Below are 11,605 nucleotides of genomic sequence, written 5' to 3' on the forward strand. Positions count from 1 at the left end.
CCCGAAGGAGGCCGTTCTGTCGACAGGCCATCTGGCACCTGCCCTTGTCATGCAAGGTACGGATCAGAGCAGCAGACGACGCACGTCGGTCAGCACCTGAGCCAGATACGCCGTGAAGCGTGCCGCATCCGCCCCGTTCACCGCCCGGTGATCGTAGGACAGTGACAGCGGCATCATCAGACGCGGCTGGAAGGCAGCGCCATCCCACACCGGCTTCATCTGCGCCTTGGAGACACCCAGGATGGCGACTTCCGGCGTGTTGACGATCGGCGTGAAGGCAGTACCCCCAATGGAGCCAAGGCTCGAGATGGTGAAACAACCACCGGTCATCTCTTCGCGCTTGAGCTTCTTGGTCTGCGCCTTCTTGGCCAGCTCCACGGATTCGCGGGCCAGCTCCAGCAGGCTCTTCTGATCCGCATTGCGGATCACCGGCACCATCAGGCCGTCCGGCGTATCCACCGCGATACCGATGTGCACGTATTTCTTGTGCACCAGGGTCTCGCCGTCAGACTTGAGGCTGACGTTGAACTGCGGATACTTGGCCAGCGCGTGGGCAGCCGCCTTGATCATGAACGGCAGCGGCGTGAGCTTGGCGCCTGCCGCTTCTGCCTCGGCCTTCATGGACTTGCGGAAGGCCTCGAGCTCGGTGATGTCGGCTTCATCGAACTGGGTCACGTGCGGGACGTTGAGCCAGCTGCGATGCAGGTTGGTGGCACCCGCCTTCATCAGGCGGCCCATCTTCGACTCTTCGATCTCACCGAACTGGCTGAAGTCCTGATCCGGCACCTGCGGGATACCGGCACCGCCGGTGGCCTGCGCGGCAGGGGCTGCCGGTGCGGACTTGGCCTTCTGCATCATCTGCTTGACGTAGGCCTGGACATCTTCCTTCACCACACGGCCCTTCGGACCGCTGCCGGAGACGTCCGCCAGATCGACACCGAACTCACGCGCCAGCAGGCGAACCGCAGGCCCTGCGTGGACCTTGGCACCCTTGCTCGGCTTGTGGGCCGCCATCTGGGCTTCCGGGCTCGGCGTACCGGCCGGTGTCGGCTCAGGCTTCTGCTCGGCCTTGTCTGCCTTGGGCGCGGCCGGAGCCTCCGCCTTGGCAGCCTTCGGCGCAGGCTTGGCACCGGCGACCTCGAGGTAACCGATCAGGTCGCCCTCGGACACGGTGTCGCCTTCCTTGACGGAAAGCTCCACCACCTTGCCCTTGTAGGGGCTCGGGATGTCCATGGTCGCCTTGTCGGATTCCAGCGTGATCAGCGCGTCTTCCTCGTTGACCTCATCACCGACGGCCACGGCCATCTCGATGATCGGCACGCTGTCGCTGCCGGAGAGATCCGGGACACGCAATTCCTTGCGCTCCGGCTCACCGGAGGCTGGCTCACCGGAGGCCGGCTCTTCTTCGGCAGCCGGCGCTTCAGCGGCGGTCTCTTCAGACTCAGTCTCAGACGCAGACGCAGACGCGGAGGATTCTTCCGCCGGCGCTGATTCCGCCGCACTGTCACCGCCTTCACCGGCGATTTCCATCTGACCGATGACATCACCGGACGCGACGTTGTCGCCTTCCTTGACGGTCAGCTTGACGATCTTGCCCTTGTGCGGGCTCGGGACGTCCATGCTGGCCTTGTCGGATTCCAGCGTGATCAGCGCATCCTCGGCGTCGACTTCGTCGCCTTCGGAGACCGCCATCTCGATGATCGGCACGGCCTCGGAGTCGCCCAGGTCCGGCACGACGATGTCGACGGTCCGGGTACCACCGGAAGCGGCCTTCGGTGCAGCAGCGGCCTCTTTCGGCGCCTGCTGCTCAGACGCTTCCTGCTTGGGAGCCTCTTCCTTCGGCGCTTCCTGCTCGTCAGAAGCGTCAGAGGAGGTGTCACCACCGCCTTCCGCTTCCAGCTCCAGGATGTCGTCGCCTTCGGAGACGGTGTCGCCTTCCTTGACGAGAATCTTCACCACCTTGCCGCCCTTCGGTGCCGGCACATCCATGCTGGCCTTGTCGGACTCAAGAGTGATCATGGTGTCTTCGGCGGAGATGACATCTCCGACCGCCACCGGTATCTCGATGATCTCGACATCGGAACTACCGCCAATGTCGGGAACCTTGATGATTTCGCTGCTCAAGATCGTGCTCCTTCCAAAACGTGCACGGGGAGCGACACCCGAATCACCTTCGCATCATCTTGATGTCGAGGATGGAGTGCCGCTCGCCTGTTCCGCGATCTCCGCTCAGACGCTCAGCGGATTCGGCTTGTTGGGGTCGATGCCGTAGGTCTTGATCGCTTCCGCGACCACCTTGCGGTCGATCTCACCACGATCCGCCAGCGCCTTCAGAGCCTGGACGGTGACGAAGTTGCGGTCGACTTCGAAGAAGTGACGCAGCTTCTCGCGGGTATCGGAACGACCGAAACCATCGGTACCGAGCACGTGATAGTCAGCCGGCACCCAGGCGCGAACCTGGTCAGCAAACAGCTTCATGTAGTCAGTGGCCGCCACGACCGGGCCGTCACGTCCTTCCAGGCACTGGGTGATGTGCGGCTTGGCCGGGGTCTCTTCCGGCTTGAGGAAGGCCTGACGATCCAGTTCCAGCGCTTCACGACGCAGCTCGTTGAAGCTGGTGACGCTCCAGATGTCGGCATCGACACCGTAGTCGTCCTTCAGCATCACGGCAGCGGCTTCGACTTCACGCAGGATGGTGCCGGAACCCAGCAGCTGAACGCGTGCCTTGCCGTCCTTCGCGCCTTCCTTGAGCAGGTACATGCCCTTGATGATGTCGTCTGCGGGCACCGTTTCAAGCTCCGGCTGCTCGTAGTTCTCGTTCATCACCGCCAGGTAGTAGAAGACCGGCTCGTGCTGCTCGAACATGCGCTTCATGCCGTCCTGCACGATGACCGCCACTTCGTGAGCGTAGGTCGGGTCGTAGGTGCGGCAGTTCGGGATGGTCGAGGCCAGGATATGGCTGTGGCCATCCTGGTGCTGCAGACCTTCACCGTTCAGGGTAGTACGTCCGGCGGTCCCGCCGACCAGGAAGCCACGTGCCTGCAGATCGCCCGCGGCCCACGCCAGATCACCGATGCGCTGGAAGCCGAACATCGAGTAGTAGACGTAGAACGGCATCAGCGGCAGGTTGTGGTTGGCGTAGGACGTTGCCGCCGCCACCCACGCGGACATGGCGCCCGCTTCGGAGATACCTTCCTCGAGAACCTGACCTTTCTGGTCCTCGCGGTAATACATGATCTGCCCCTTGTCGACCGGCTCGTACTTCTGGCCTGCCGCGGTGTAGATGCCCAGCTGACGGAACATGCCTTCCATGCCGAAGGTACGCGCTTCGTCAGGAATGATCGGCACGACACGCTCGCCGAGGGTCTTGTGCTTGACCAGACCGTTGAGCACGCGCACGAAGGCCATGGTGGTGGACACTTCGCGACCGTTGGAGCCCTTGAGCTGGGACGCGAAGATCTTGTCGTCCAGCGGCGGGATTTCCAGCGTTTCATACTCGGTGCGACGCTGCGGCAGGTAGCCGTTGAGACGTTCGCGCATGAGGTGCATGTACTTCATTTCCGGGCTGTCGTCCGCCGGCTTGTAGTACGGCACTTCCTCGAGCTGCTCGTCGGTCAGCGGGATACCGAAGCGATCACGGAAGGTCTTGAGCGCTTCGTGCTCCATGGTCTTGACCTGGTGGGCTTCGTTGGCCGCTTCGCCATCGCCCATGCCCATGCCGTACCCCTTGACGGTGTGCGCCAGGATGACGGTCGGACGACCATTGGCGTTGTTGACCGCCTCGTGATACGCCGCGTAGACCTTGTACGGGTCGTGGCCACCACGGTTCAGACGCCAGATGTCGTCGTCTGACATGTCCTTGACCAGATCGGCCGTCTCCGGGTACTTGCCGAAGAAGTGCTCACGCGTGTACGCGCCGCCATTGGCCTTGTAGTTCTGGTAGTCACCGTCGACCGCCTCGTCCATGCGCTTCTGCAGGATGCCTTTCTTGTCCTGCTCGAACAGCGGATCCCAGAAGCGACCCCAGGTGACCTTGAGCACGTTCCAGTCGGCACCACGGAAGACGCCTTCCAGCTCGTCCATGATGCGGCCGTTGCCGCGCACCGGACCATCAAGACGCTGCAGGTTGCAGTTGATGACGAAGATCAGGTTGTCGAGGTTCTCGCGACCCGCCAGCGAGATGGCACCCAGGGATTCCGGCTCGTCACACTCGCCGTCACCCATGAAGCACCACACCTTGCGGTCGTACATGGACTTCAACTCACGCGAGTTGAGGTACTTCATGACGTGCGCCTGGTAGATCGCCTGGATCGGGCCCAGACCCATGGAGACGGTCGGGAACTGCCAGTAATCCGGCATCAGCCACGGGTGCGGATAGGAGGACAGGCCATTGCCGTCGACTTCCTGACGGAAGCTGTCCATCTGCTCCTGGCTGAGACGACCTTCCAGGAAGGAACGTGCATAGATACCCGGTGCCACGTGGCCCTGGATATACAGCAGGTCGCCTTCGAAATCGCCTTCCGGTGCACGGAAGAAGTGGTTGAAACCTACATCATAAAGCGTCGCACTGGACATGAAGCTCGAGATGTGACCGCCCAGGCCCTTGTGGGCACGGTTGTTGCGGATCACCTGAGCGATGGCGTTGTAGCGGATAAGCGAACGGATACGACGCTCCATGAACAGGTCGCCCGGCATGCGCGCTTCGCGGTGCACGGGGATACTGTTGCGATGGGGCGTGGTCACCGAGAAGGGTACTTGATGGCCATCACGACGCAGGCGGTCGGCCAGGCGTGACATCAGGTACTGGGCACGATCCTCACCCTCACGATCCAGAACCGATTCCAGGGAGTCCAACCATTCCGTGGTTTCGATCGGATCGAGATCTTCTCTTGCCTCCAGACTCATAGACGTCTCTCCGAGTGAAGAAATTTTTTGTCAGTTGTTCCGACGAAATGCTACATCGGAACCAGTGGCGCTCTTCAGTGTGGGCACAGCCTTCTGAGTGGGCCGCGTCTCCGATAAAACCGCGGCAACCGGAGACTCCGGCTGCCAGATGCGTTGTGCTTCGTGCGTCAAAGCAGGGCACAAGATGCAGTCATTTGGCGTGAAAGATACCGCAAACACCCCCCCGTGCCAATTCGGTGCGCATGGCCGCGCAGCCGTGCGCCATGGACTGGCACCGCCGTGGCCGTGCGGGTCTCGGCCAGTGCCGAGCGGGATTTCCCGCCGCATGCCAGCCGTCGCCTGGAGCACGTCTTGTAATAAAACTACCAACGCGCCCCGTGGCTACGCTCCCTGACCGGAATCCGGCCCCTGCATGCTGCATTGCACCATCGCGAGGCACTTGCGACCTTAGTCCTGAATGTCGTCCAGCAGGCGATCGAAGTAAGCCCAGTCAAAGGCGGGACCAGGATCCGTCTTGCGCAACGGCGCAATCCGCGCATGCGAGGTGATGCGCTCACGGGTCAGCGCCGGGTAGCGGGCAATCAGGCCGGCGACCGTCCGTGCCAGCGTCCGGTACTGCACCTCGCGGTAGGGGTGCACCTCATCGCCCTCGAGCTCGATGCCGATGCTGAAGTCATTGAGCTCCACGCGCTCACGCGCTCCGTCATGCCAGCGCGACCGCCCCGCATGCCAGGCACGACGATCGAAGGGCACGAACTGCACCAGACGACCATCACGCTGGATCAGCACATGCGCCGAGACGCGCAGATGATGGATGTCGGCAAAGTAGGGATGGGCACCGGGGTCGAGCTGATTGGTGAACAGCTGCTCGATGGCCGGCCCCCCGAAGCGCCCCGGTGGCAGGCTGATGGAATGCAGCACCAATGCCGACACTTCGCCCTCGGGACGCGCATTGTGGTTGGGCGACGGCACCTGACGGGCATTTTCCAGCCAGTGCTCAGGGGTGACGGCCAGTCGCGCCAGCTGGCCCGACCATGGGGAGGAAGACGAGGGGGGCATCGATGACTCCAGACGGGAACGACATTGCACGCGGGGCGTGAGTTTCATGACGGCCTGATCGTGATCCTGCCGGCCCGGTGCACCGTCAGGCGAGATATCGCACCGGTATCGCACACAGGGACTGACCGCCCGCGCGACTTTTCCTATAATGGCGCACATTATGGCATGCTCGGCAGCCATGGGTCTGTGTCGGGGGGCTTCCTGCGGCGCGATACCAGCTCCGGCAGCACTTCTTGCACAAGGATCAGACGCGCATGAACTTCCACGACGCCCTCGCCGAGGATATCCGCACCAGCGCCGCCCGCCTGCTCGCCGAAGATGTTGGCGGTGGCGACATCACCGCCGAGCTGATTCCCGAAAGACAGTGGGCCAAGGCCCGGGTGATCAGCCGTGAGGCGGCCATTCTGTGCGGCGTGCCCTGGGTGGATGAGCTCTTTCGTCGCCTCGACTCGCGTGTCAGTCTCAAGTGGCTGGCCAGCGATGGTGACCGACTCGAGGCCGACACGCCCTTCCTTGAGCTGGAAGGCCCCGCTCGTTCGCTGCTGACCGGAGAGCGCGCAGCACTCAATCTGCTGCAGACGCTGTCCGGCACCGCGACCCGCGCCCACCACTACGCTTCACTCGTGGAAGGCAGCGGCGTGCGTCTGTTGGATACCCGCAAGACGCTGCCCGGCATGCGAGTGTCCCAGAAATACGCCGTCAGCTGCGGGGGCGGCCACAATCATCGCATCGGCCTGTATGACGCCTTCCTGATCAAGGAAAACCATATCGCCGCCTGTGGCAGCATCGCGGCCGCCGTCCGTGAGGCACGCGATATCGCCTCGGACCTGACCTGCGAAGTGGAAGTCGAGAATTTCGCGGAGCTGGAACAGGCGCTGGATGCCGGTGCCGACGTCATCATGCTCGACAACTTCAACAACGATCAGCTCATCGAGGCCGTCGCGCGCAACAAGGCGCATGCCCAGCCAGCCGTGCTGGAAGCCTCGGGCAACGTCAACGAGAGCACCCTGGCCGGCATCGCCGCCACCGGCGTGGATTGCATCTCGATCGGCGCGCTGACCAAGGACGTGACGGCCATCGACCTGTCGATGCGCATCTACACTGTCGAGACCCGCTAGCCAGATGACAGGTGAGTGCCTTCCTGCTGGTCAGCTCCTGTCCTGCTGATGCCACCGGTGACGCCGGCCCATCTTCATGACGCCTTGCCATACCGCCAGGGAGGCGCCCCATGTCCTCGCCATCTCCTCATCAGCGTCCGCCTGCCGCCTCCACGGTGTCAGGCGGACGCTGGCAGACCCGCCGCTGGAGCCTCTACGCACCGATCTACGACCGCGTGGCAGCGCGTGTCCTGCGCTCGGCACGCCGAGACGCCATCGCGACACTGGACCTGAAAGCCGGGACTCGCGTGCTGCTGCTCGGCGGCGGTACCGGGCTCGACCTGCCCTTCCTGCCCCGTGACATCGAGCTTGAGGTGGTCGATGCCTCGCCCGCCATGCTGCGCCGCTGCCGCGAGCGCGCCGAGGCGCTGGGCTTCGATGCCAACGTCAAGCTGGGCGATGCCATGGCACTCGACTTTCCCGATGGCCACTTTGACGTCGTGATCGCCCACCTGATCTTCGCGGTCGTGCCAGAACCGCAGACAGCCTTCGATGAAGCATTGCGCGTGCTGGCATCAGACGGCGAGATGTCCCTGCTCGACAAGGGCTTGCGCGGTCAACAGCCAGCCGGGGTGATCCGGCGGCTGCTCAATCCGCTGGCCCGCCTGCTGGCCACCAATCTCAGCGTGCCTCTCGATGGCCTGCTGGAAGGGCATGCCATACAGCGCATGGAAGACCGCGACCTCGGGCCTGGCGGCCTGTTGCGTCACATGCACCTTCGCAAGATCTGATCCGCACCGGCGCTGCCCCTTGCATTGCGCGCCCGGCACCGCCACGCAACAAGGACATCCAGATGACAGCAGCGAGCCGATTCGTGACCGTTGTCCCGGCACTCACCCAGGTGCCAGGCCATCGTGTGCGAACGCCGTCGCTTGCCGTGAAGGAGGTTGCATGCAGATTGATCTACACGGACGCAGCGCCATCATCAGTGGTTCCACCGCCGGCATCGGCCTTGCCATCGCGACGGGACTCGCCCGCGCGGGTGCCAGCGTCACCCTGACCGGCCGTACCCAGGCACGTGTCGATGACGCCATCGCCCAGCTCAAGCGTGATGTCCCTGACAGCAAGGTACAGGGCGTGGCCGCGGACCTGGGCTCGCGCGAAGGCTGCGACACGCTGATCCAGACCGTCCCGGACACCGACATCCTGATCAACAATGTCGGCATCTTCGCCCCACAGGACTTCTTCGAGACCGACGACGACACCTGGGAGCAGTTCTTCCAGGTCAACGTGATGTCGGCGGTACGCCTGTCCCGCCACTATGCGCGCGGCATGAAGGAGCGCGACTGGGGGCGCATCCAGTTCCTGTCCAGCGAGTCGGCGCTCAACATCCCCAGCGAGATGGTCCATTACGGCATGACCAAGTCCGCCGTCCAGTCCGTCTCACGCGGGCTCGCCAAGGTGCTGTCCGGCACGCAGGTCACCGTCAACGCCATCCTGCCGGGGCCGACCCGCTCCGAGGGCGTGCTCGAGATGCTCAAGAAGAACGCCGAGGAGCAAGGCAGGACGCTTGAGGAGGTCGAGGCTGACTTCGTCCAGCAGACCCGCCCCACCTCCATCCTCCAGCGCATGGCAAGCCCCGAGGAAGTCGCCAACATGAGCGTCTACGCGGCCTCCGAGCAGGCCAGTGCCACGACAGGTGCCGCGCTGCGGGTGGAAGGCGGTATCGTCGATACCATGGCCTGATCGCCAGCCAGGTCCGTTACCCTGTCGAACGCAAGACGCCCCCACCGGGTGACCGGTGGGGGCGTCTTCATGTCCGATATCACCGTGACGCACGCGTCACTCGTCGAGACGTTTCTCGAAGCGCTCGCGCTTGAGGCAGATGCCGCCTCGCTTGACGTGCTCAAGCCCCAGACTCTCCCAGCCGCGGCGTGCAAGCCCTGGCGACAGCATCAGACTGGCCTCCAGACTCACCACCCGCACCTTGCGTCGGCGAAGGTCCTGTTCGGCCTCCTCCAGCAAGCGGGTGCCTATCCCCTGCCCGGTCAGCCCCGGGTAGACGTAGAGCATCTCGATCCGGGCCAGCGGCCATTCAGGGGCATACTCGCAGAAGGCGATGCAGCGCCCGTCCCGTTCGGCCACCAGCACTTCGAAGCGATGCTGGCGCGCCGCCCAGCGCTCGGCATCTCTGGGCACACGGGACGCCCATTGCTGGCGTTGCGCCAGATCATAGTGACTGGCTGCCCCCTGCATCACGGCCTGATAGAACACCTCGGCCTGATCCGCGGCGTGGCGCGGCTGCGCGGTCACGATGCTGATGCGCGAGGCTGCTGCGCGGCTATCGGTCTGGCTGTGCAATCGTAGGTCCTCCTTGTGCCCCGGGACGGGGCGATTCGCTTTCGGGAATGCGGCTGACTCGCGGTGGCTCAGAGGGTGTCGAGAGACGCCTGATCAGCGACTACCTCTCACCCGCTGAAGGACACTTCATCGAAGCGACTGGCCTGAGGGTGATCCCCCGTGACCATGCCGGGCTCACGGACCAGCTGCCAGGTCTGGAAGCCGGCGGCCGCGGCGGCATCGAGCTCAGCCACCACATCGGACAGGAACAGGATCTCGGCACCCGGCAGGCCCAGTTGCGCGGCAATCCGACGATAACTCTCGGCCTCCTGCTTCGGCCCTGTCGTGGTATCGAAGTAGCCCGCGAACAGCGGTGTGAGATCCCCGGCATCCGAGTGACCGAACAGCAGCTTCTGCGCCTGAATCGAGCCTGAAGAATAGACATGCAGGGACAGCCCGCGTTCCTTCCAGTCACGCAATCCCTTCACGGCATCGGGATACACATGGCCGGTGAAGTCGCCGTCCGCGTAGCCCTTCGCCCAGACCATGCCTTGCAGGGCCTTGAGTGGCGTGGCCTTGCGATCGGCATCGATCCAGCCTTCCAGGATGCCGATCACGGTTTCGAGGTCCGCCTCGGGCGCCTCGGCCAGCTCACGGGTGGCTGCCAGCTGCTCGGCGACATCATCGCGCTCGGCATTGGCGCGCAGGAAATCGCCCAGATTGGCGCGCGCATAGGGGAACAGCACCTGATGCACGAAGCGAATCGAGCCGGTGGTGCCCTCGATGTCAGTGACGATGGCGCGAATCATGCGGACTCCTGGGAATGCGGGGCGGCAGTCTGGGTGAAGTGTTCCGCCAGCGCTTCATGACGCGGGAAGCGGGCGGCGATGTCGTTGTCGGTGAAGTTGGCGACCCAGCCCTCCGGATTGGTGAACAGGCGGATGGCGGTGAAGTCCGGCGTCGGTCCCATGTCGAACCAGTGCGCGGTACCGGCCGGCACGGCGATCAGGTCATCCTTCTCGCAACCGACCGCCAGCACCCGCTCACCCAGATGCAGGTAGAAGATGCCGCTGCCGCGCACGAAGAAGCGCACCTCGTGCTCCGCGTGGCGATGCTCATCGAGGAACTTGCCCCGCAGCGCTTCCCGCTCGGGGTGATCCGGCGTCAGACCGATCACGTCGGCGGTCACGAAGCCGTTTTCCAGCTTGAGACGCGCGACATCGTCGGCGTAGGCCGCCAGCACCTGAGCCTGGTCGGTGGGATCACGCAACTCGCAGCCCGCCGTCCAGCGCTCGAAGCGGATGCCTTCGGCCTCGAGTTCGCTGGCGATCCGCGCGCCATCGGTCGTGATCAACTGCGGACGCGAGGCGTCCTGTTCGGCGTAGATGGCCAGAAAGCTCATCGCTGTCTCCTCAGTTCCAGTTCACAGCCCATCAGGAAATCGAGCGCTTCGACATGCTGGCGGCAGGCCGTCATGCTGCTGGCCCAGGTATAGAGGCCATGACCACGGATCAGGTAGCCATGCAGGCCGGCATCCGCCTTGAGGCGGGCCCGCACGTCCAGCGCCAGTGCATCGATGTCCTGAGTATTGTCGAACACCGCCAGACGTACTGGCGTCTCATGGCTCTTGATACCTTCCAGGGCCTTGTTGAGCTCGAAGCCCTCTAGGTTCAGGGTGTCGCCCTCATGACACAGCGACAGCACGGTGGCGGCCCTGGAGTGGGTATGCAGAATCGCCTGCGCCTGCGGCAGATCCTCGTAGAGCTGGCCATGCAGGCGTGCTTCGTCCGAGGCCTTGCGTGAGGTGCCCAGCAATCTGACGGCGAAATCGCTGACCAGGATATCGCCACTGGTCAGGCGGCCCTTGTGGCAGCCCGAGGCAGTCACCGCCATCAGGCGATCACTGAGGCGACAGGAGAAGTTGCCGCCCGTGGCGGGCACCTGACCGGCAGCGTCCAGTGCGCGCCCGGCCTCGATCAACTGCTGGCTCGCCTGCGCCAGATGATCAAGATCCAGCGTCGGCTGCAGGCCATCGGCGGTGGCGGCAATGGCGATGGGGTCTGACATGGTCTGATTGGCCCTCAAGAATCGCGTGGAGCGCTCTCGCTCCGACGCCAGCATCACGACTCAGTGCCGCTGGGCACTGCTCTCGCGGCAGACTACACAAGCCAGCCCGGCGAGACCAGTCATGCCGTACGACGACG

10 protein-coding genes are annotated in these 11,605 nt (G+C 64.0%); 3 read left to right on the forward strand and 7 right to left on the reverse strand.

The window, feature by feature from the left end:
- Nucleotides 1–63 precede the first annotated feature (63 nt).
- The 3 genes from aceF to ampD form a co-directional block, all read right to left on the reverse strand.
- A complete protein-coding gene (gene aceF / locus BOH68_RS14920; RefSeq protein ID WP_077380146.1) occupies nucleotides 64–2,124 on the reverse strand; it encodes a dihydrolipoyllysine-residue acetyltransferase in 2,061 nt (686 codons plus the stop codon).
- 105 nt (nucleotides 2,125–2,229) lie between these two features.
- Nucleotides 2,230–4,905, reverse strand: a complete 2,676-nt coding sequence (gene aceE, locus BOH68_RS14925; protein WP_077380148.1) for a pyruvate dehydrogenase (acetyl-transferring), homodimeric type — start codon at nucleotides 4,903–4,905, stop codon at nucleotides 2,230–2,232.
- 447 nt (nucleotides 4,906–5,352) lie between these two features.
- Entirely contained in the window at nucleotides 5,353–5,964 is a 612-nt protein-coding gene (ampD, locus tag BOH68_RS14930) for a 1,6-anhydro-N-acetylmuramyl-L-alanine amidase AmpD (RefSeq protein WP_077380150.1), read from the reverse strand.
- 254 nt (nucleotides 5,965–6,218) lie between these two features.
- Here ampD and nadC point away from each other — a divergent pair, with 254 nt between their 5' ends.
- The 3 genes from nadC (at nucleotide 6,219) to BOH68_RS14945 (ending at nucleotide 8,807) form a co-directional block, all read left to right on the forward strand.
- On the forward strand, nucleotides 6,219–7,082 hold the full coding sequence (gene nadC, locus BOH68_RS14935; protein WP_077380152.1) for a carboxylating nicotinate-nucleotide diphosphorylase: 864 nt from the start codon (nucleotides 6,219–6,221) through the stop codon (nucleotides 7,080–7,082).
- A gap of 110 nt (nucleotides 7,083–7,192) precedes the next feature.
- A complete protein-coding gene (locus BOH68_RS14940; protein ID WP_077380154.1) occupies nucleotides 7,193–7,852 on the forward strand; it encodes a class I SAM-dependent methyltransferase in 660 nt (219 codons plus the stop codon).
- 160 nt (nucleotides 7,853–8,012) lie between these two features.
- Nucleotides 8,013–8,807 carry an SDR family NAD(P)-dependent oxidoreductase gene (locus tag BOH68_RS14945; protein ID WP_077380156.1) on the forward strand — a complete coding sequence of 265 codons (795 nt, stop codon included), beginning with the start codon at nucleotides 8,013–8,015 and terminating at the stop codon, nucleotides 8,805–8,807.
- Nucleotides 8,808–8,903: 96 nt separating this feature from the next.
- Here BOH68_RS14945 and BOH68_RS14950 read toward each other — a convergent pair whose 3' ends face one another.
- The 4 genes from BOH68_RS14950 to BOH68_RS14965 form a co-directional block, all read right to left on the reverse strand.
- On the reverse strand, nucleotides 8,904–9,422 hold the full coding sequence (locus tag BOH68_RS14950) for a GNAT family N-acetyltransferase (RefSeq protein WP_240499645.1): 519 nt from the start codon (nucleotides 9,420–9,422) through the stop codon (nucleotides 8,904–8,906).
- 107 nt (nucleotides 9,423–9,529) lie between these two features.
- The gene (mtnC, locus tag BOH68_RS14955; RefSeq protein WP_077380158.1) at nucleotides 9,530–10,210 is read right to left on the reverse strand and encodes an acireductone synthase; all 681 of its coding nucleotides are present in this window, start codon (nucleotides 10,208–10,210) and stop codon (nucleotides 9,530–9,532) included.
- Nucleotides 10,207–10,803 (reverse strand): 1,2-dihydroxy-3-keto-5-methylthiopentene dioxygenase, encoded by a 597-nt coding sequence (locus BOH68_RS14960; RefSeq protein ID WP_077380160.1) that lies wholly within the window; start codon nucleotides 10,801–10,803, stop codon nucleotides 10,207–10,209. The genes mtnC and BOH68_RS14960 overlap by 4 nt, the downstream gene beginning before the upstream one ends.
- Entirely contained in the window at nucleotides 10,800–11,468 is a 669-nt protein-coding gene (locus BOH68_RS14965) for a methylthioribulose 1-phosphate dehydratase (protein WP_077380220.1), read from the reverse strand. The genes BOH68_RS14960 and BOH68_RS14965 overlap by 4 nt, the downstream gene beginning before the upstream one ends.
- Nucleotides 11,469–11,605 lie beyond the last annotated feature (137 nt).

This window comes from Cobetia sp. MM1IDA2H-1, from assembly GCF_002916775.2.
GTDB lineage: Bacteria > Pseudomonadota > Gammaproteobacteria > Pseudomonadales > Halomonadaceae > Cobetia > Cobetia marina.